Genomic DNA, 22,706 nt, shown 5'->3' with positions numbered 1-22,706 from the left:
TTCTTTATAACATTCAGCCCAATTTTCATCACCTTCATCTATCTGTTTCCACCAACCACAGACTCTCTAAAAAATTTCAATGATTACTTTCTGAATGGTTAAATTATAACATTTTTAAAAAGCTTGTCAAGAGATTATATGAATTATTTTTTAAAAAAAGTAAAATTCCTACGGATTTTTCGAAAAAGACGATGGAAATTAGCCTGAATTACGCAATCCAGTAGCAATTCCGTTAATGGTCGTATGAATCAATCTTTCTTCATGCGTAGATAGCTCTCCACGACGTTGGCGCTTGATTAACTCAAGCTGGATGTAGTTTAGAATATTGAAGTAAGGCATACGGTATTTTAGACTGGCTTTCAAATATGGGTTTTCAGCCAAGAGGTCGTCTTGCCCTTCGATAGCCAAAATGATATCCTTGGTCAACTGCCATTCATCCAAGATAGTATAGTAGATTGCTTGGACTTCCTCACTTTCACAAAGTTGTGCGTACTCAAAAGCAATATTCATATTTGACTTAGACAAGACCATGTCTACGTTCGATAAAAGTGACTGGAAGAAAGGCCAGTTTTTATACATGTCACGAAGGATTTCGATATTTTTAGGATCTTGGTCGATAAATTCCTTGAAACTTGAACCAACACCATACCAGCCTGGGAACATAACACGACTTTGTGACCAAGAGAATACCCAAGGAATAGCGCGCAGACCACCGATTTCAGTGATGGTTTTACGAGCGGCTGGTCGCGAACCAATATTGAAACTTGAGATCGCCTTGATTGGACTAGACTCAAAGAAATAATCATAGAAATGTTCATTTCCGAATACTAGTTCACGGTAAATATCATAGCTACGACCGACAACCTGATCCATAATTTCTTCATAGCGATTTGAAGTATTGGTGTCACTCTTCTTTTGGGTAATCATACGGTTGATTGCTGCTGAAACCAACATTTCAAGGTTATAGTAAGCTGCATCCTTGTTTCCGTATTTGTTTCCGATCACTTCCCCTTGCTCGGTCAAACGGATACGATCTTTGATAGACTTAAGTGGCTGTGAGGCAATAGCGTCATAAGTAGGGCCACCACCACGACCAACTGTACCACCACGACCGTGGAAGAAGGTTACCTTAACACCAAACTCATCACCAATGGCTGTCAATTGTTGTTGAGCTTTGTATAGAGTCCAACAAGATGATAGATAACCACCATCCTTGTTACTATCTGAGTAACCTAGCATGATTTCTTGATAATTATCTTTTGAAGCAATCCACTTCTTAGCAAGCGGTAAAGAGAAATACTTTCTCATAGTTTCTTCAGAATGATCTAAGTCTTCGATAGTTTCAAAGAGTGGAACAATCTGAACACGCGCTTTTTCAGAATCCACCAGACCTACTTCTTTGAGCATGATAGCCAACTCAAGCATATCTGATACACTGGTTGCGTGAGAGATAATCGTTTGACGAATGACATCTTCACCCAAACGGTCTTTTAATTCACGGGCAGTTTGGAAAATAGCTAACTCTTTTTCGAGTAGTTCAGACTTCTCAGCATGGGTTGCTGACAAGATTCGAGGGTCTTCTAATAGTTCATGTAAAAGCAACTCGCACTTCTCATCTTCTGAAAGATCACTATAATGGTCATCAATTCCAGCAGATGCCAACAATTCTGCCACACAGGCCTCGTGAACACTTGAGTCTTGACGCATGTCGATGGAAGCCAAGAAGAAACCAAAGACTTCTACAGCTTCTAAAAGCTCGGCGAACTCACCAGTAAGCAAGGCCTCTGCCTTATTTTCAAGCAATGAATCCTTAATAGTATATAGATCTTTTTTGAACTCTTCAACTGTTTCGTAAAATGGTGGGCGATCTTCAGCCAGCTCTTGAATAGCTCCTGAAAGACGATTACCAATGTAATCTGTAATCACTCCTTGCTGATGGCTATTAGAACCGAGCAAACGTTCAACAGGATGACGTTCATCAGATGTCGAACCAACGATTGACCATTCTTTCAAATTCAAAAGAGTTTGAATCAATTTTGACTGAATCAAGTGAAAGGCACGACGATAGGGTTCTTTTTCACGAAAGACGGATGTATCTCCAGACTGAGCAGCCATTTCTTCAACCGCTTTGCTAGTTTTTGATAAATTCGTTGAAAGAGAGAAGGTACGATAAAGACTAGAAATCTTACTGATATAATAGTTCAAAACCACTTCACTTTGAATGGTAGCAGAACGCATAAGTGTTTCAGCTGTTACAAATGGATTTCCATCACGGTCTCCGCCTATCCACATTCCCATAGTAATTGGTTTAGCTTGTTTTAGGTCAATTCCTTGTTCCTTTGCTAGACGCTTATACTCTAGCATCAGATTAGGAACAGCCTGAAGGAAGGAACTATTGTAGTATTCCATCACATTGGTGATTTCGTTGGTTACTTTCAGTTTCTTCTCACGAATCATGTCAGTTTGCATGATAATCTCGATATAACGGCGAAGATCATTATGCCATTTTTCCTTGTTGATGAGGCCCATTCTCACATCACGATATTTACGTAAAAGGGTATGAATATGATTGGTCAAGTCCAACATACTCTTACGTTGTACCTGAGTAGGATGGGCTGTCAAAACAGGCACCACGTTCAAGTGTTCAAGGATCTCAGCAGCGTTATCTTTTTCAGCCACCATTTTGATAGTTGTTGACAATTTACCCAGATAGTCTTGATCAACATTATTTAGGTGGTTAATCTCGTAAGCCAAGTCTACGTCTTCGGAAATGTTAATTAAGAGTGGTAAGATAGAGAAATATCTTGAAATGTAGACCATTTCGTCGTTTGATAGACTAGTTACTACTTTATCAAGTCCTTGATAGTCTGCTGCAGTCGAAAGTTCTTTTAACTGCATGATTTTATCAAAGGTCTCTGGTGCAAGCATGTTTCTTGTAATATCTTCGAGCATTTCTGTCAAGATTTGCACTTCTTCTTGTACGACAGCTTTGTTACTAAAATTTTCTAACTTTTGAAGAGACATTTTTTTCTCCTTGTCATATTATGTCTTAGAGTTGCGCTTCTAATTCGCGATAGAGTTTGGCACGTTTTTCGCTGGCATCAATATTCAACACAAAGGCGATAGCTACCGATAGGACCAAGAGACTGTTTCCACCTTGCGATAGGAAGGGGAAAGTTACCCCTGTTGAAGGGATCAAGCCTGATATACCCCCAATATTAACAAATACCTGTATCAGAATCATTCCACCAATACCGATTGCCACCATTGAGTTGAAAGGATCTCTCGCTCTAATACCGACTAAAATAATACGAAGAATCAAGAAAAATAGAAGAGCCAAAATAAGACTAGCTCCTACAAATCCAAACTCCTCTATCACAATCGAAAAGACAAAGTCTGTATGAGCTTCTGGTAGATAACCTCTTTTTTCAATGGAATTTCCTAATCCAAGACCAAACCAGCCACCGTTAACCATTGCATAATAAGAATTGGCCAACTGATGCCCAGATCCTGCTAGGTCATTAAAGGGGTTGAAAAAAGCACTGAACCGCTTGGCAACATAACCAAATACAGGAATTTTTGAGAATTTTTCAACACCGATAAACCGAATGGCAGTCAAGGAAAAAATGGATGTTCCAGCCAGCAGTCCCAGTATAGTTGAGAACCAGCGATAGGCAATCCCACTAATAGTATACATGAGTAAGGATACTAAAATTAAAATGGTTGCATTTCCAAGGTCAGGGAAGATTGCCAAACTACCAATCATGACCAAGAGGACAAAACGCCAATCATTAAAGGCTCTTGGCAACCACTGATTAAGAGTTAAAACTTGGAAGTCATAAACCGCAATCTCATCTTGTTGTTTTGAAAAACGCTGAGCCAAGTACCAAATGATAATAATCTTTAGATACTCTGCTGGTTGAATCGTGACCGGTCCAACCTTGATCCAGCCATAGGCTCCATTGATGGGACTACCTATTAACCGTGCCAGAGCTAGAAGTATCAGCTCGACAAACATGACGATAAAGAGCAAGCGCTCATTACGGAGAAATCCTAATTTTAATTTATAGATTAAGGCTATTAAGAATAAACTGGCTATCCAGAAAATTCCCTGATTTCGCACTAGTTGTAATGCACTCTTTCCTTCTTGGATGAGGGACGCACTAGTTGTCGAATAAACTACAATCAATCCTAAAACGGATAAAAGTAGATAAGGAATCAAAATTGAATAATTCAGCAGGTGCCTTTTACTTATTTTCATATGTCACCTATCTTTCGGAAAAATATTTTTATTTTCCCTTATTATTTCTAGTTTTACATGCTATTATACCATTTTTTAGGCTAGAAAAAAACTCTTACAGTGAAAACATTCGAATTTTACTTAAGACTGACTTGGGACTAGAATGTAAAACACTTTAATGTTGTGTTTTTACATAATCAAAAACTACCTCCCTGATAAAGGAAGGTAGTTTATTACTATCTTAGTTTGATGAACTACTGCTACTGTCAGTAGTTGCTTCACCCTTGATGTACTGAGTAAAGATATTTTGGAAAGTTTGGTCTTTGACTTTGATGTTGGCATCTGTCAATTCTTTACCGATAACACCTTGAACAAAGGTAGCATCATTTTGTTTTTGAGTCAAAATAATTGTTTTGAGTTTTTCTTTATAATCGTCTAGATTTGAAGATTTTTCTGACTTCTTAGTTAGTTTCACAATATAGAAACTACTTGTATAGGCTTGTGTTCCTGGTGCAGTGATGACATCTGAAATTCCGTTAACATCAAGCGCAAAAGCAGCTTTTTTAACCACGTCTGGCAATTCTGTTGATGCAGAGTCAAAGGAAATTTCTCCACCATTTTCCTTTGTTTTTTCGTCTGTTGAGTTGTCCTTTGCAAGTTGTGCAAAGTCAGCTCCAGATTCTTTTGCTTTGGCAAGAACTTCCTTAGCCTTATCTTCACTGTCAAGTTTAATAATTTGAGCCGTTACTTCTGGAGTATACTCTTCAAATGCTTTTTTATAGTTTTCATCTGTTAATTCAGCTTCTGCAGCCTTCTTCACTGCAAACTCAACTAATTTACTTGTTCGGATTTGAGCCTTACGACTTTCAGCAGTCATACCTGAACGAGCTAGAACTGTTTGATAGCTATCACCATATTTCTTTTGTTCTTCTGCAACGGCTTCTTCTACTTCTTTATCACTAACTTCTGAACCGTATTGTTTTTCAAAAACTTTTTGAATGGTCATGTTAAGCAAGACTTGTTGAGCAGTTGGATTATTTTTAACTTCTTCGTAGAATTGATGTTCTGTAATCACATCACCCTTCATACTGATCAAGTCTGCTCCTTGAGAGCTATTGGAACAAGCAGCCAAAGTAGCTACTGACAACAAGGTGATGGCTCCTGCCATTAGTTTTTTCTTCATGTTTACTCCTTTTTCTAAAAACGGTCGAAAATTTCTTTAGACCGACTCAATCATTATACCATATTTTAAAGCAGATAACTTAAATAAGACTAAAAATACTAGCTTTTAAATTTTAAATGATTCCAGTTTTTCTTATTCCAAAAAGAGAGGCTGGGACAAAAGTCCTAGCCTCTTCTTGTCTTTGGATTGTCGAGCAAGACGCAGTGGTTGAGTGGGCTCTACTACGCTGATTTCATCAGCTTTTACAGCCCTACTCAACTGTGCGGAGGTGGGACGACGAAATCTAATTCTAACGAATTACCGATTTCTGTCCCACTCTCTCTTGTTTATCGTATGTTAATTTTTTAGTGACGTCCTTTGTAAGTCAGACCTGCTAAACCAAGACTTGCTAGGAGAAGGCCTACTAGAGAAAGTGAAGAACTTTGTTCACCCGTGTTTGGCAGAGCTGGAGTTTCTTTTTTCGAAGTAGGTTTGTCAGCTTTAGAGTTTGAAGTTTGCCCAACAGGTTTCACAGGAGCTGTTGGAGCAGTATTCGAATTAGTTTGTGGTTTAAGCTCTGGCTTAACTTCTGGTTTCGGAGTCTCTGATGGTTTAGGTTCCGGTTTTACTTCTGGTTTTGAAGTATCAGAAGGTTTAAGCTCTGGCTTAACTTCTGGTTTAGAAGTATCAGAAGGTTTAGGTGCCGGTTTTACTTCTGGTTTTGAAGTATCAGAAGGCTTAGTTTCCGGCTTAACTTCTGGTTTTGAAGTATCAGAAGGCTTAGTTTCCGGCTTAACTTCTGGTTTTGGAGTTTCTGAAGGGTTAGGCTCAGGTTTTACTTCTGGTTTTGGTGTATCAGATGGTTTAGGGGCCGGTTTTACTTCTGGTTTCGGAGTCTCTGAAGGTTTAGGTTCTGGCTTAACTTCATCTAATTTCCTATATTCTATGTATCCATCCCTATACCCATCAGCAGCACCGTAAAAGTATGTGCTTACTATATCATGCGTCAAGTTATAGTCTGGCATCCAGGAATAGTTTGATACCGCTTGATATCCTTCAAGATTCTTACGGATATTTATTGATTCACCAGGGTTTAGGACCCCGGTCTCCATAGGCGCAATCTCCTTATTACTACCCTCGAGTAAATGCCTAATACGGTATTTGATTGGCTCCTGCTTTTCTTCCGCTTTTGGTGCTGGTTCTGGCTTAACTTCTGGTTTCGGAGTCTCTGATGGTTTAGTTTCCGGCTTAACTTCTGGTTTTGGAGTATCAGAAGGCTTAGTTTCAGGTTTTACTTCTGGTTTTGGAGTATCAGAAGGCTTAGTTTCCGGCTTAACTTCTGGTTTCAGAGTCTCTGAAGGTTTAGTTTCCGGTTTTACTTCTGGTTTTGGTGTTTCTGAAGGTTTAGTTTCCGGTTTTACTTCTGGTTTTGGTGTTTCTGAAGGTTTAGTTTCCGGTTTTACTTCTGGTTTTGGTGTTTCTGAAGGTTTAGTTTCCGGTTTTACTTCTGGTTTTGGTGTCTCTGAAGGCTTAGTTTCCGGCTTAACTTCTGGTTTTGAAGTATCAGAAGGCTTAGTTTCCGGCTTAACTTCTGGTTTTGGTGTCTCTGAAGGCTTGGCATCCGCGTTTACCTTCTTATATTCTAGAAACATGTAATCATATCCATTCGAAAAACCAAAATATCTATTCATTATCCGGTAGTTCACTTTATAACCTGGCATCCAGCCATAATACGAAACCACCTCATAGCCCTCAATATCTTTATAAATATTGATAGTTTCACCAGGTTTTAAAACCCCGATTTCGTGACTTATCTGTTCTCCTGTATCTGCATCGAGGTAATCGATAAAATATTTGAGGGGCTTCTGCTGTTCTTTATCTTTTGGCGCTGGTTCTGGTTTAACTTCTGGTTTTGGTGTTTCTGAAGGCTTAGCATCCGCATTTACCTTCTTATATTCTAGAAACATGTATCTATAACTAGACGTAGACCCAAAATATCTATCCATTAACCGGTAGTCCACATTATAATCAGGCATCCAACTACGTTTCGTAACTACCTCATAGCCATCAATATTTTTATGGATATTGATAGTTTCACCAGGGTTTAAAACTCCAATTTCTCGAGATATCCTCTCTCCCGTATCTGCATTGAAATAATCGATACGATATTTGATGGGCTCTTGATTTTCGTCAGTTTTTGGTGCTGGTTCTGGTTTCGGAGTCTCTGAAGCATTTACCTTCTTATAATCTAGATATATGTATCGATATCCATCTGTAGAATAACCAAAATATCTATTCATTAACCGGTAGTCCACATTATAATCAGGCATCCAACTACGTTTCGTAACTACCTCATAGCCATCAATATTTTTATGGGTATTGATAGTTTCACCAGGGTTTAAAACTCCGAGTTCTTTAGATATCTCACTTCCCGTATCTGCATCGAAATAATTGATACGATATTTGATGGGCTCTTGATTTTCGTCAGCTTTTGGCGCTGGTTCTGGCTTAACTTCTGGTTTCGGTGTCTCTGATGGTTTAGATTCCGGTTTTACTTCTTCAGCCGGTTTAACCTCTGGTTTTTCTGAATCACTTGGTTTGCCATTTTCTACTGGTTTTGAAGCTGTATTTGGCTGTTCTGCCACATGTGTGTCTGCCTGAGCTGTAAAAGCTGGCACTACACCCAACACCGCAACCGCAAAGGTTGCGATACCGAGTTTAACAAGTTTATTCGTTTTCATAATTTCCTCCTTAGGAATGTAGATTACTTTTGAAGTTGTGTAAATACTACAAAAACCTAATTTTTTTGATTTTAGTGTTTCGAAAAATACACCTCAACCTCTTGAACTACAAGGGTTTTGGTGTATCGTGTAACGACCGTTAAACGATACACTTAAAAAACAAAAAAATACCAATCCAACACAGGATCAAAACCTTGTTAAATTCGTATTTTCTGAAATATTCACATCGTTATTTTGAATGTTTCGCCAAACGGTCGTTAATCGAAACATATTTACGCCTTCATTGTAGCATTTTATCTTGTTTTTAGCAAGAAATTTGCGAAACATTTTTGCGATTGTTGGCCACCTTGTTTCGTTCCAAGACTTTATAGATGGTTGAGGTCGAAATTCGTTCTGTTTTTGCTATTGTTCTGATGCTTGTTTCCCCTGCCAAATACTGCTCAATGATTCTCTCCTCCTTATCTTTTGACATTCGCTTGGCACCTAGTTTGATGCCTTTTTCCTTGGCTTTACGAAGTCCTTCACGGGTACGAAATCGTAAATTTTCCAGTTCACTTTCTGCCACAAATCCTAAAATGACGCAAAGTAACCTACCAATGAGTGAGTCAGTTTCCAGTTTTTCATGCAAACTGACTAGCTGAATATCCGAAGCATTAAATTGTTCAATCAGTTCTAGTAATTTGAACATGGAGCGAGTCAGGCGATCTAACTTATAGATAGTAAAAGTGACCTCCTTGCCTTCCTTTGAAAGGTCACAAGCCAATTTTAAGGCCTTTTCGAGTTCTGGGCGTGCATTGTTTGAACCAGATTCACGCTCGATAAAGAGCTGGTCACAGTGCTTAAGAGCCTCGATTTGCACCTCCAATCCCAAATCTTGCTTGTGGGTAGAAACGCGAGCATAGCCTATATTGATGGTGGTTTGAAACATAAAAATCCTCCTGTTTTTGATACAGAAGGATTATACGATTTTTTAAAATTATTCCATTTCAGGTAAACTTACATTTTTCACATTCTTTCTCAGCATGAGAATTCCGTCTCCAAGAGGAACCAAAGTAGCGGTTAATCCTGGATTGTCCAAAGTCGCATCAAAAAGTCGTTGCAAGCCTCGATAGATGGTTCGTTGGCCTCGACGAACTGCCATGATATCCTTGGCAACATCCCCACCCTGAAAAATATCATCCAAGACTACCACTCCTCCAACTTCCAAACGTTTGAGAATTTCTGGTAGAAAAATGATGTACTTGGATTTAGCAGAGTCCATAAATACAAAGTCGTAGGTCTCTGTTAAGGTCGAAAGGACATCCACAGCATCGCCTTCTAAAAGGGTAATCTGCTTGCGACTATCAAAGCGAGCAAAATTCTCCTTGGCAAAACCAATCATCTCAGGATTACGATCAATTGTTGTAATCTTTGACTCCGGTGAATGCTCTGCCATCAGGAGAGCAGAAAAGCCAATTGCTGTGCCAATCTCCAAGATGTTTTTCGGTTGCATGGTTTCCATGAGAAAGCGGAAATAAGCAACCGTTTCATGAGGAATGATGGGAATATTTTCCTTGCGAGCGAACTTCTCTAATTCCTTGAGTGAGCCAGTCACTTGCTTTTGTCTGTGACGCATGAACTCAACAATTTCATGCTTGACAACAGGACGACGCATATTGTGATTGGCATTTTTGCTATAAGACTTTACCATCTGCCTTATGCCAATCCTAATTTTTCAACAAGAGCTTCAAACTCATCTAAGCGACGTTCAAAGACAGCAAAGGCATCGTTGAGGTAGTCTTCCTTCTCCATATCAACGCCTGCTTTTCTCATGACATTAAGTGGATAGTCTGACTTACCTGCCTTGAGGTAATCAATATAGCGGTCACGATCTTCTTGGCTACCATGAACGATTTTTTCAGCCAAGGCTGAAGCTGCTGCAAAGCCTGTTGAATATTGATACACATAGTAGTTGTAGTAGAAATGTGGAATACGGGCCCATTCATATTGAATTTCAGGATTGTCTTCTTTACTCAAACCATAGTAAGCTTCATTCAAGTCGGCATAAAGCTCATTTAAGAATTCACTAGTCAAGACTTCACCATTTTGGTCAGCTTGGTGGATAGTGTGTTCAAATTCAGCAAACTGAGTTTGACGGAAGACTGTACCACGGAAGCCATCTAGGAAGTTGTTTAAGATTGCAAAGCGAGTTGCATCATCTTGAACTTCTTCTAACAGTTTTTCTGTTAGGATATTCTCATTAGTTGTTGAAGCAATTTCTGCTAAGAAAATTGAATAGTCTCCATAAACATATGGCTGGGTTTCACGAGTATAGCTAGAGTGCATACTGTGACCAGTTTCATGGACAAGGGTAAAGAGATTATCTAGATTGTCCTGCCAGTTAAGAAGCATGAAGGCATTTGTATCGTAGGATCCACCTGAATAAGCACCTGAACGCTTGCCTTGGTTTTCATACACATCTATCCAACGTTCGCTAAAGGCACGTTTAACTCGACTCAAGTAATCATCACCAAGAACTGCCAAAGCTTCTTCTGCCTTCTTCAAGGCTTCATCGTAAGTAAAGCTGTAGTCTACTGAAGAAAGTGGTGTATAGACATCATACATCTTGAGGTCTGGAATACCCAAGATTTTTGAACGTAGTGCAAGATAACGATGCAAGAGTGGCAAGTGTTTGCGAACTGCTGACACTAAATTGTCATAGACACTTTCTGGTACAAAGTTAGCCGCAAGAGCAGCCTGACGAGCACTCTCATAATTGCGAACTTTAGCACGGTAGTTTTGGACTTTGACATTGGTCTGTAGAGTCTTAGCATAGGTGTGCTGGAACTGCTCGTAAGTCGCATAAAGTGCTTCATAGCCACAACGACGTACTTCACGATTTTTTGATTCCATCAAACGTACGTAGGTTCCGTGAGAGAGCTGCACTTCATTGTCTTCGTCATCCAAAACGTAAGGGAAAGTAAGGTCAGCATTGTCTAGGATAGCAAAGGTTTCACTTGCCGACCCAAAGATTTCACTAGCTCCTGCAAGCAATTCTTCTTCACGCTGTGAAAGAACATGATCTTTCTTTTGTAAGAGCTGATCAAAAAAGTGTTTATAAAGCTCAAGTTTAGGTTCAGCAGCCAAGAAAGCAGTCATTTGTTCCTCGGTAATCTCCATAAACTCTGGCTCGTAGAAAGAAAGTGCCTGATCAAGCTGGCTATAAAGCGTCATAGCCTTAGCATAGTATTCTTGATACTTAGCTTCGCGCGTGTCTTGGTCATTTTTCATGTGCGCATAGACATAAAGCTTCTCCAACTGGCGCTCTAACTCTAAAGAACGTTCAGTAATTTCAAGCAAGCTCTGAGCACTGTCTAAAAGATGACCTACATATTGGTCAACTGTTTCCACTTCCTCTGACAGTTGGTTGAGTGCTTCTTCCCAAGCCTGATCAGTAGCAAAGATCGTTGATAGATCCCATTTGTCTTTTTCATTTATTTCATTTCGTTGTAATACCATAAGATTCCTCCATCCTTTCTATTTTACCACATTTTTTAAGAAATATTGCTGATAAAAAGCTGGGGGATAGAGCTTTTGTGTGTCAGTTTTGGGATTTTGTTGATAATAAGCCTGAAAATTGTCGTAATAACCCTGCAAATCTATAGTTATCTGGCAAAATTGACCTTTTTCTATGGGCCTTACTTGGGGAAACCAGTCCTGATTCTTCAGATTCAAAAGGTTCTCCCCTCTCAAGTATGCCTGAGCTTGTTGCTTCATCCAATAAGGAGTTTGATAGTAGAGTTGTTTTTGAATGTAATGGCAAATGTTCTTATCTTGTTCAACAGAAAAAGTGATAAGATTTTGTTGCTGATAAGGAGTCCGTAATATTTCTAGAAGATTTCCTTTATCATAAGAAAATTCCTTAACTCGATAATGGAGTTTCCCTTTCAAATCTTGGTGAAGGAGGTACTTAAGCCTCAAAACCTGTTTTTTATGGTCTAACTCCCAAAGATGAAAGCCCATGTTATTACTAAAGTAAAGAAAATCTCTCTGAAGTTGAGTTAGTCGCTCTTTTAGCCAGAGCTTTTCTCCTAGTAGCCAAAGAACTTGAATTCCCAAACTTCGATAACCATTGCTTCTCTCCCGTAAAAGTTCACAAGAAATGGGACTACACTGAATTTCTAGAGCTAGTTGCTTGTTGATAAAGATATCTGCGATTTGCTTCAGTTCAGGTATGGGATATTCCATCTCTACTTCAGCATCTTTCTTAACCCAATTAAAAAGGGCAATCTTATTTTCCAGATGCTCTAGACTCTCATTTTCATTGTAAAAGTCGCATTGTTTAAGGGATACATGGGCAAAATGCGTTCTTAAGTTCTTCCCTTTTCTTAATCTAACCAAAGCTCCACAAGCTGGACAAGTATAGCTCTGTTTGACTAATTTATCCTCCAAGGCATTGACTAGATTTCCTTTTTCATCTCTGGCTAAAAACATTTATACCCCCTTTTCTACTTTATTCGAAAAGGATAAGAAAAAGGCTGAGAAAACCAGCCTTCATCATTTTATGAGCTTACAGCTGCAAGCGACTTTCTAAAGCCTGCGTCAACACTTCAGAATAGTTCACCTTTTCACGATCTGCTAATCTGACCAACCACTCTGGAACTGTAACATTCTTCCGAATCGCCTTATTATTTTTTACAAAAGGCAGTGGATTTACTTGAATCAAAGTTACAAAACCATCAGGAGCTTTCAACTGAGAAATATCACTGGGTTTAGGTAGGGCTAGTCCCTCGTCAATATAAGAAGCTAAGACACTTTCGAGCATTTCATGAGCATTTTTCATGGCAAGTTCAATCGTTGCTCCCTCTGTTCCTCCTCCAAATTCAGGAAATTCAACCCAATATCCAGTGCCTTCTCTATGAAAAATAGCTGGATAAGACTTTAGCATAACACACCTCCATTGTTCCAAATCTACTACAGGCCCAAATCCTTTAATATCTTTCTCTCTAAACCTCTTCCCAGATCATCATTACCATGGACTGGAATAGTGACAAGATAGGGAACTCCTTCTTTCTTAAAATGATGATGACTTCCCCTCTTACGAACTTCAATCCATCCATTTGCAAGAGCTAATTTTACCATTTCCTTACCTGTAATGGGCATTTATAGTCACCTTTCTAGTTTAAATTATACTCATAATGCGTATATCTGTCAATCCTTCTATCTAAACTATTCGTAAAAAATGAAATTTTTTATATTCAAACAAGCATCAAAATAAGAGGCTGGGACAAAAGTTCTAGCCTCTCAATTGTCTTTGGAGTGTAGTTCAAGACGCAGTGGTTGAGTGGGCTCTACTTCGCTGATTTCATCAGCTTTTACAGCCCTACTCAACTGTGCGGAGGTGTGACGACGAAATCGAATTCTAACGAATTACCGATTTCTGTCCCACTCTCTTATCTCATTATTTATTTAAAGCCTTGATAGATTTGAAAAATGGTAGAAAAGAGACTTATAATCTGGTAACCCTAGAGATATAGTATGGAGTTTTATTTATTCCACCATCATACTTCTTATTATTTTTCTTTAAAAGGTATTTCTGATAAGGTGTAGCAACCCCATCATTAAGATAAGTTTTTACTTCAATACCATTATCAGACACTACCCATTTGTTACTTGGTTCAATATGTAGCGGAGAAACATATCCTCCTCTCCCACCTTTGGCAACTTCATAGAAAGCTTTGTCTGCCTGTGAATAAAACCATTCTATCGGAGAGTTTTTATCATTAGCCAATTTACGCCATTGTTCCTCAGTATAATCCTTCAAAGGTACACTTACTTTTTTAGCAGGCGCGTGTAAAGCCTTAATAACATCTTCCAGTTGATAGGTTTTATCCCCTTTATAGGTATTGTAATAATCTATTAGTTCTCCTGGGTTAAACTGACTCACATACAAAGAATCAGCGTTCATAACAGGTTTAGATTTTACCAATTTAGAAAATCCTAAAACATGACCATTGTTAATAATTTCTTTAATAGCAAGTTCATCATCAACAGGCACTTTACTTATCGGATAATCACTTTCTTCAAATGCCCATCCTTTATCTTTATTAAAAATTACCGCTCTTGTTAACTTCTCCGGCATTCGTTTTTTGAAATCATAAATCCAGTCACCAACTTCTTTTGGTAAATCTTTAACTGGACGACCTGGCAAATAAAGAATAAACTCTTTTCCTGGGGATTTCCCATCTGCTATTCCATAAGGTTCAGTTGTATCAATTTTCACACCATTAACAATCTTTGTTTCTCTCGCCTTAGGATAATCCAAATCAGTTAAAGTCATCTTGTATTCATAGTCATTAACTTTAACTAGATTTTTAAATTTACCTGTAAATTTAGAAAGATACATTTGACCATTTGGATGATTTGAACCAGTAATTCCACGATTCATATCAAGGAAAGTTCCTTTGACACTACCATCTTTGGAAATAGACATTTCTGTGTACCACCCTCCTGCACCACTAGTAAAGATGAATGGTTTAGTTAATTTTTCAAATAATACTTCTGGATTGCGAACTAGTTCAACCTTAACATCATTTCCTAAATCAAGCTCATATTTTTTATGTATTAATTTACCATCAAATACGGTTAATTCATAATTTAATTCCTTGAATCCTTCGAGATTGAATCCCAGAGTTTTAGCTTGCTTCAAAATTTCTAATTCAGCCTTTAAGGTTAGATAACCAAACTCTTCGATGGAAATTTTTTTATCATTTATGGAAATAGTTGATGTAATAAGTTTATCATTTTTTCCAGTAATTAGATTTTTCTTATCCTCTGTTTTATTCTCAACTGAATGGCTTGTATTCGAATACGAAGATTCTATTCCTAACCCTGCATTAGCAGAAATAGAAACTGTATCTATTCCAAATATTTTGGGTTTTACTTTTATTTCTGGACCACTTTGGACTGTAGCTTTGGCTTTTACTTCTCCCACGTTCATTGTATGATTTACAGTACGTTTAAATTCGGGCACCCAATTTTTTAATTTGATTGAATTTTGAATTGAATATGTGCTTGATACTGAAATACTTAAACTCCCTTCAACAGTTGTTTTAAGACTTATAGGGATATGTACAGTCGCTCCCGTAATCGGTGTAGGTAAAATCAATTCTCCTAACGGAATCTCTAGACTTTTTATATCTTTTGATGTACTAAATTCTAAAGAACCTTCTGTGGTAAATTTGAATTCTTCATTGATATCCAAATTCATAAAATCTAGTTTAGGAGCCAAGAAATTTAAATCAACAGAATCTGACCAAACCTTACCTTCAATATTAAATGATAGCATTCCTTTGATGCTTTTATCATCATTTCTCTTACCAGCCAATGAGACTGATGATGAAAAAGATCCTTCAAAAGAGACACTTCTAAATAGACTTGTATCTGTATTTGATTCTTTTTTTACAGTGACTCCTTTAGCTGGAATAAAAGTAGCACTACTAATATTAGATGACCAAGCTTTTGTGTTGATATTTTGTACAACCTCGTACAATGATGGAACACTATATTCAATAACTGATTGATTATTTATAGTGCTAATTGATTTGATTTTGATAGCTTTTGAAGTTTCATAAATCTTAGATGGTGGGACCACAAGAATATCACCTACTCTGGCATCAATTTCTTTAGACAATACTAATTTTTTCCCATCGTCACTTTCGCTCTGATATCGACCGTCATTAACGTAAATTACCTTGCTTTTTAGATGATAGTCCACAATATCATCTGAATATTTTCTTCCTAATTCAAAACGACCCTTTATATTTTCAATTATCGGATCACCATAAGGTAGAGCAGTGACTTTAGCTTCGAAGTTATTAGATTTTAAAGTATAAGATTGATTAGAGATTAAATGAGCAAACATATAGCCATCAAAATCAGTATTAACTTCAGTAATTAGTTTATTATCTTTATAAACCGATATAGATCTTTCTTCAATTGCATTATTGTTACTATCGTATGCGTGTCCTGAAATAACTACATCTTTCCTTGACAACCCATTTTTGGGGGCACCTATATGATAAACTTTAGTAATTAATGGTATATCTTTGCTAATTACTAATTCCGTTTGTTGTTCTTTGTTACTTAGAACCCTTTTTTTCTTAACATTTACCGTCACATAACTAGCTTGAATATCTCGTAATTGTCGCTGACCTTCAAGCATTGTATTATCATAGACTTCAATCGTCTTGATCTGAATCAACTTTTCTCCATCTGGTGAAGCAAGATTTAGAAACGGTGTTCTATTTTTTACCAACTCACGAACTTTTTCACGGTCAGTGACGACTGTTTTATTTTCAGATTCAGTAACCTCGACTGTATAGTCAGCTGAAAAAGTAGTTTTCGGTGTTATTTCTTTGGTTTCAGTGGCATGCGTTACATCTAAGCTTGCTTTTGGAACGACTTCATGCGCAGTAGATTGCGTTGCTGTTTTCTTCGTTCCGATTAGAACAACTTTATTTTGAGGCTCCTCTCTTGTTTCTGAGATTGTTTCCCTTGAAATTTCTACATCATCCGTTAGAGTAATCTTTCGAGTAGAAATTTTTTTCCCAGGTTTTCCTTCTGTTTCTACCTTAGTCTCACCTTCAGCTAAAGAGCTATCCTCTTTGATAATCACCTTGAATGGAATGTCTTCAGTAGAGCGTATGGTACGAATAATCTTTTTAGCTTTAACTATTGTTGTCTCTGAAATAGTATTCAAGCTAGATGTTGAAGCCTTAACTGGAGCTGGAACCTCTTCTTTTTGATTCTCACCTACTAATGATTCCGTCGAAGGTGCTGTACCCGTATCGTTTTTAGTTTCTGTAGGACTTTCAACAGTTGGAGTGACAGTAGTTGGAGTAGCTGAAGCTGGAGTCTCCTCCTCAATAACTTCCTCAGACAATATTTCCACTAATGTAGATGGGATGACAACATTTGTTCCCTTAAGAATGTCAGCAGTTATTTTTTCTTCGTATACAGTATCTTTCTTGTAAACTTCAGTTACAGTTCGAATTATAACTGGCTGACCATTCTGAACTTCTCGTGTTTCAACAGGTTGACTCGTGCTAACTTTTGTATAACCAGTGACATCTTCTAAAGTTTTCCCAGAATCATCCACTTTGATAATTTTATCAATAACTTTAGGTTCTACAGGCTTAACTGGTTCATCTTCTTTTGGTGGAATTATTGGTTTAATAGGCTCCACTTTACCACTACTACTATCATCAATAGTATCTTTCTTAGGATTATCCGTCGGAACAATAGTATCCTGAGTTTTATTTTCATCTGTTGGAAGTGAAGTTGCAGGTGTAGTTGGATTCACAACTAGATCTTTACCATCAATGTAACCTACAAACTGATAACCAGAAATATTCACTTTACCATCTGGGAGAGTTGTACCTACTGTTATCATTTCGGTATGGTTATAGTTAGACAAAGTAGCAACAGTCAAAGCAGATACAGTTGTTACCGTCAAAGCTCCTCCAACCAAAGAGATTGATAAAATACTCTTAACAATCTTCTTATCTGAGTTACCTGTTTTCTTTATGATATAAGCAACTAACAATAGACCTGTTCCAATAATAGAAGCCAAGGGCAATACGTTACTTCCAGTATCTGGTAAAATATTATTTGTAGTATCCTTACGATAGATAACAAACAAGTCTGAGCCATCAACAAGATTCTTTGGTAACTCGTTTACAATGAGTTTTTTCTCTATTTCTGACAGCTCATCCATAGTGGCATATTTATAGTTTACTGTAATATCTGTTTCACTAGCTGAAACTATTTCAAGAGGAAGTGAAGAAAAGCTAATAATCCCAATAACAGCAGACACTGCCCCAATGCCTGAAACTTTTCTAAGACTAAACCTTCTTCTACGTTCATCTGCATTTAACTTATCTTTTTGTTTCATATTTATCTCCTTTTTTATCGATATTCCAGTTCCGTATATTTATAACACAACTTCTAACATCATTCATATTTTACAACCTATATAACCTTTTTGTCAAGCGCTTTCATTTTTCGTCAGCAAATTATGAACAAATCAAATTGTTCAGTTCAAGTTAGCCAGCAAGAAGTCTTCTCTAGGCAACTTATAGTCCAAGCATTTTTTGACTTGTAGGTCAAGCATTTTTTAGGATAATTGCTAATTCAATTTTCTATCCAAGCGACTTCTTTATGAGTCGTTTTCTTAGTTCCCTTAGGTAACCATCTACGAATGAGCCTGTTTTGATTATCGTTAGTTCCCCTTTCCAAAGAAGCATAGGGGTGTGCAAAATAGATGTGCTCCTTAGAAAACACATCAGACAAGCGGTTGAATTCTGTTCCATAATCTGCCGTGATGAAAAGGAGTTTGCTGCTGTTTTTAGATGAGTTTTAGAGCTTGATTGACCGAATCAGCGCTTTTATTTAAAATCAATAGGACTGTCTCATGTTTGATTTCAGTCTGGACAGTTTGAGGAGCTTTTCCAAGTAAAGAAGCAATTTTTCTATTTGATTTCCCTTTTTTTTCCCTACCTTCATATACGCTTATTTTACCTTTTTAGCTAGCATGGTCGCAAAGCGTAGTTGAATGCGATTGCCATTTTCGTCACGACGGTGCAAATGGCCTGGGTTTTCATTGTACTTCACTAACTCCCAATCCTTGTAGTAATTGGCCAATTCTCCCTCTTTAAAGGTGAATGGGAAGTTCACTGAACATGGATAATCTTCCGTATCCATGGCACAAACAATCAAATTGTAGCCACCAATAGAGGTCTGTTCCTGCATGTTTTTGATAATTGCAGGAATTCGGTCTGCTTGTAAAAACATAAGAACAACCGTTGATACGATAAAATCATAAGTTTGTCCAATACTAGCTGAATTGATATCGTAGATACCGACAGGCATTTCTAAATCTTCTTGCTCCACAATGCTTTGCAAGATTTCAAGAGATAGCTCATTCTGATCTACAGCCGTGACATCAAAGCCATGTTGAGCTAGAAAGAGTGCATTTCTTCCTTGACCACATCCTAGGTCTAGTGCCTTACATGGTTTTACTGTATCCATAGCTTCTAAAACTTCCGAATGAACTGGATTGCTATTGTATTTCTTTGGGAAATAATCCTCTGGTTTACAATAAAATTCCAAATACCACTCCACATCATCTGTGGCAGCTTCTACTCTGTGCCAGGCTTGAGGTTGAGCCATAGGATTATCAGCACCTGCTTCAAAAAAGTGCTCGGCTAAAACTTCCCCGTCTTCAGTCAACTCAATAAACTTAAGAGTCCCTTTTAAAACGGTAATCTTGCCCCAGGTTCCGACCTTAGTATTGTGTTTTCTTTGAACAGCCTCTGGCATGGTGTCTTTATTCCAGACAGGCATGCGTTTGTAGGCAACTAGTTTTTCCATATTCTTCACTCTTTCTATCGGTGGTTAACAGCTTTCATTACACGCGCAATATCACGATCTTGCTCACGACGTTTGATAGACTCCCGTTTATCGTAGTCGTGTTTCCCTTTTGCAAGTCCTAAGAGTAACTTAGCATAGCCATCTTTGATATAGACTTTAAGTGGAACCAGAGTCATCCCTGTCCCTTTGGTTTCTTGCTCCAATTTCTGGATTTGTTTTTTATGAAGGAGAAGTTTACGACGACGTTCTGGCTCCTGGTTCCAGATATTGCCCTCCTCATAAGGAGCGATATGAACATTGCTCAGCCAAACTTCCCCATTTTTAACTTGGGCAAATCCATCCTTCAGATTGATGCGAGCAGCTCGAACACTCTTGATTTCTGTTCCTGTCAGGACCATTCCTGCTTCTAGCGTATCAACAATTGTATAGTCGTGGTGCGCCTTTTTATTTTGCGCGACGACCTTTCCCTCGCCCTTTGCCATGCTTAGCTCCTTTCTTTGCTACTTCCTTATAAAAAGGTTTCTTGCTCTTTTTCTTCTTGTCTTTTGATGAATGCTTGCGCTTACCACTTGAGCGACCAGCTTTTCTCTTGTCTTCTTTCTTATCCGAACGACGACCTCTATCCTTACGGCCAGAGTCTTTCAAACCTTTCTCAATCACATCAAATTCACTTGGAATAAAGGAGAAATCAATCTCACCAGTCATCTTATCAGCTCTTTCAACACGAATACGTATCTGCTGACCCACTCGGAAAGTAATTCCTGATTTCTCCCCACGGAGGGTTAAATCGCGTTCATTAAAATGGTAAAATTCAGGTAGATTGGTAATGTGAATCAATCCCTCAACTGTATTTGGTAGTTCAACAAAAAGACCAAATTTAACGATACTTGAAACAACTGCATCATACTCTTCACCAACGTACTCTTCCATGTATTCAGCTTTTTTCATGGCTTCGACTTCACGCTCTGCCTCAATGGCACGACGCTCACGATTAGAAGACTGGGTCGCAATCTCTGGAATGACTTGTTCAAAGTGTTCTGCTATTTCCTTGGAACGTCCATAGTCACGAATCATTCGGTGAACCAAGAGGTCCGGATAACGACGAATTGGGCTGGTAAAGTGAGTGTAATAGTCTGCAGCTAATCCATAGTGACCGTGATTATGCTCAGAATAACGAGCCTGCTGCATAGAGCGCAGAAGCATCATTGATAATACATCCGCATATGGTTCACCTTCCACAGCACGCATGATATCTTGGAGGGCTTCTTGACTAATCTCGCTAGCAGTTCCATAGATACGTAATCCAAAACTTGAAGCGTAATCAATAAATTTCTGAACTTTTTCAGCTTTAGGTTCCTCATGGATACGATAGATAAAAGGTAGGTCCAGCTTGCTGAAGTGCTCAGCAACCGTTTCGTTAGCAATCAACATAAAGGACTCAATCATACGTTCAGCAACACCACGATGTCGAAGAACAATGTCAACTGGCTTGCCTTTTTTATCTACCAAAATCTTAGCTTCATTGGTATCAAAATTGAGGGCTCCACGCTTAATTCGCATACTTTCCAAAGCTTCATGGAACTTGGCCATAAGTTCGATACTAGGAACAATTTTCTTATACTCTCGTCTCTTCTCCTCGTCACCTGCTAGGATGTCATTGACATCACTATAAGTCATACGGAAACTTGTCTTGATAACAGTCTGTGTAATCGTATAATTACGAACACGACCATTTTTATCAATTTCCATAATAGCAGATTGAGTCAAGCGGTCCACTTGAGGGTTAAGAGAACAGATACCGTTTGAAAGACGCTCTGGCAGCATTGGAACTACACGGTCTGTCACGTAGACGGAGGTCGCCCGATTAAGGGCTTCCTTATCTAGAGCAGATCCCTCTGTCACATAGTAAGAAACGTCGGCAATATGAACACCTAGTTCAATATTTCCATTTTTCAATGGTTTGATATGAACTGCGTCATCTAAGTCTTTTGCATCCGCTCCATCAATGGTAAAGGTAATTTGATCTCTTAAGTCCAGACGACCTTCCATATCCTTCTCTGATGGTGCATCCGGAACACTCTCCGCTTCTTGCAGAACAGCCTCTGGAAACTCAGATACAATATCCATTGATTCCAAGACCTCGAGGACATCAATCCCTGCATCTGTAGAATGTCCAACCACATCTAAGACACTGGCAACAAAGAAATCGTGTTTCTTACTTGGGTACTTATCAATAAAGACCTTGAGAACTTCTGTACCGTCTAATTGAATAGCTGGCTTCTTAACGTAGATTGGTTGACTAATCTTTTGATTTTTTGAACGGATATAACCCGCATACTTAGGCTTTTCCTCATCAAGAATAATTTGCCCGACAACTGTCGTGAGACTGTGTTCTAAAATATCGATAATCTTTGCTTCTGCTGCGGTTCCTTTGTTACGGTCAGCGACTTTCTTGATGACAACTTCAACAGTATCACCATCAATGGCGTAGTTAACATCACTTTTTCCAACAAAAAGATCGTCTTCTTCGCCTTCAAGACTTACAAAACCGAACCCATTTTTATGGGCATGGAAAATTCCTTTTAGGGTAATCTCATGTTTTTTCTTCTGTTCTAGTGTTAAACTACCATCTTCTTCAAAGCGAATCTGGTGCTTACGTTCCATCAAGGAAAGAGTTTTGATTAACTCACGGAAGTCCTTTGAACCATCCTTTCCGAGAGCACTGGCCAAGTCATTAACTGTAACACTCCCCTTCTCTTGTAAATATTCTTTTATTTTATCTTTCATGTTTACTTTCTAGATTTATATTAATTTCTTTTTGGTGTAAAATCTTATTTCTTTTAAAAATAAAAATAGGCAAAGACCTAGTCCCGCCCATTATTTTCTTATCTACTTGATAATACCGTCAATGCTAAGGCAATGGCTAGCCAGAAAAAGACTAAAATTCCTGTCAAACGTTGCATCACAGCTTCAAAACCGCGCGCTTTGCTACGTTCAAACAAATCACCTGCACTGGCATCAAATACATTGCTAGATTGATTTTTAGTTGGTTGCATGAAAATTGCAATCACAATAACAACAGATAATACTAATAGAATGGTTAATAATAGGTTATACATATCAAACTCCTTAAAATCCCTATTATTCTACC

Annotated in this window: 15 protein-coding genes and 1 pseudogene; all 16 read right to left on the bottom strand. The window is 38.2% G+C overall.

Annotated elements, in window-relative coordinates:
- Positions 1 to 198: 198 nt before the first annotated feature.
- The gene (ppc, locus tag QM874_RS00490) at positions 199 to 3,024 is read right to left on the bottom strand and encodes a phosphoenolpyruvate carboxylase (protein ID WP_414315801.1); all 2,826 of its coding nucleotides are present in this window, start codon (positions 3,022 to 3,024) and stop codon (positions 199 to 201) included.
- 25 nt (positions 3,025 to 3,049) lie between these two features.
- Positions 3,050 to 4,261, bottom strand: a complete 1,212-nt coding sequence (ftsW, locus tag QM874_RS00485) for a cell division peptidoglycan polymerase FtsW (protein ID WP_414315800.1) — start codon at positions 4,259 to 4,261, stop codon at positions 3,050 to 3,052.
- A 220-nt stretch (positions 4,262 to 4,481) separates the two neighbouring features.
- On the bottom strand, positions 4,482 to 5,423 hold the full coding sequence (gene prsA, locus QM874_RS00480) for a peptidylprolyl isomerase PrsA (protein ID WP_414315799.1): 942 nt from the start codon (positions 5,421 to 5,423) through the stop codon (positions 4,482 to 4,484).
- 344 nt (positions 5,424 to 5,767) lie between these two features.
- Positions 5,768 to 8,143 carry an LPXTG cell wall anchor domain-containing protein gene (locus QM874_RS00475; protein WP_414315798.1) on the bottom strand — a complete coding sequence of 792 codons (2,376 nt, stop codon included), beginning with the start codon at positions 8,141 to 8,143 and terminating at the stop codon, positions 5,768 to 5,770.
- Between the two features lie 304 nt (positions 8,144 to 8,447).
- Complete coding sequence (locus QM874_RS00470; protein WP_414315797.1) at positions 8,448 to 9,071, bottom strand: recombinase family protein; 624 nt, start codon at positions 9,069 to 9,071, stop codon at positions 8,448 to 8,450.
- Positions 9,072 to 9,119: 48 nt separating this feature from the next.
- Entirely contained in the window at positions 9,120 to 9,833 is a 714-nt protein-coding gene (locus QM874_RS00465; RefSeq protein ID WP_414315796.1) for an O-methyltransferase, read from the bottom strand.
- A 5-nt stretch (positions 9,834 to 9,838) separates the two neighbouring features.
- Complete coding sequence (gene pepF / locus QM874_RS00460; protein WP_414315795.1) at positions 9,839 to 11,641, bottom strand: oligoendopeptidase F; 1,803 nt, start codon at positions 11,639 to 11,641, stop codon at positions 9,839 to 9,841.
- An 18-nt stretch (positions 11,642 to 11,659) separates the two neighbouring features.
- Positions 11,660 to 12,616, bottom strand: a complete 957-nt coding sequence (locus tag QM874_RS00455; RefSeq protein ID WP_414315794.1) for a competence protein CoiA — start codon at positions 12,614 to 12,616, stop codon at positions 11,660 to 11,662.
- A 76-nt stretch (positions 12,617 to 12,692) separates the two neighbouring features.
- On the bottom strand, positions 12,693 to 13,070 hold the full coding sequence (locus tag QM874_RS00450; RefSeq protein ID WP_414270903.1) for a type II toxin-antitoxin system HicB family antitoxin: 378 nt from the start codon (positions 13,068 to 13,070) through the stop codon (positions 12,693 to 12,695).
- Positions 13,071 to 13,096: 26 nt separating this feature from the next.
- Positions 13,097 to 13,285 (bottom strand): type II toxin-antitoxin system HicA family toxin, encoded by a 189-nt coding sequence (locus QM874_RS00445; protein WP_049485252.1) that lies wholly within the window; start codon positions 13,283 to 13,285, stop codon positions 13,097 to 13,099.
- Between the two features lie 346 nt (positions 13,286 to 13,631).
- Entirely contained in the window at positions 13,632 to 18,077 is a 4,446-nt protein-coding gene (locus QM874_RS00440) for a G5 domain-containing protein (protein ID WP_414315793.1), read from the bottom strand.
- 141 nt (positions 18,078 to 18,218) lie between these two features.
- Positions 18,219 to 18,602 (bottom strand): annotated as a pseudogene (locus tag QM874_RS00435) (IS30 family transposase); the annotation flags it as partial.
- Positions 18,603 to 18,694: 92 nt separating this feature from the next.
- Positions 18,695 to 19,555, bottom strand: coding sequence for an SAM-dependent methyltransferase TehB (gene tehB / locus QM874_RS00430; protein WP_414315792.1), 861 nt, complete (start codon positions 19,553 to 19,555; stop codon positions 18,695 to 18,697).
- 14 nt (positions 19,556 to 19,569) lie between these two features.
- Complete coding sequence (smpB, locus tag QM874_RS00425; protein ID WP_001051741.1) at positions 19,570 to 20,037, bottom strand: SsrA-binding protein SmpB; 468 nt, start codon at positions 20,035 to 20,037, stop codon at positions 19,570 to 19,572.
- Positions 20,000 to 22,342 carry a ribonuclease R gene (rnr, locus tag QM874_RS00420; protein WP_414315791.1) on the bottom strand — a complete coding sequence of 781 codons (2,343 nt, stop codon included), beginning with the start codon at positions 22,340 to 22,342 and terminating at the stop codon, positions 20,000 to 20,002. Before rnr ends, smpB begins: the two co-directional genes overlap by 38 nt.
- Positions 22,343 to 22,440: 98 nt before the next feature.
- Positions 22,441 to 22,674, bottom strand: coding sequence for a preprotein translocase subunit SecG (secG, locus tag QM874_RS00415; protein WP_000282514.1), 234 nt, complete (start codon positions 22,672 to 22,674; stop codon positions 22,441 to 22,443).
- Positions 22,675 to 22,706 lie beyond the last annotated feature (32 nt).

The organism is Streptococcus infantis (genome assembly GCF_047463615.1).
In the GTDB taxonomy this organism is placed as follows: Bacteria; Bacillota; Bacilli; order Lactobacillales; family Streptococcaceae; genus Streptococcus; species Streptococcus infantis_X.
Note: the sequence above shows the minus strand (reverse complement) of the source record. Positions and strands in the feature narration are given on the sequence as shown.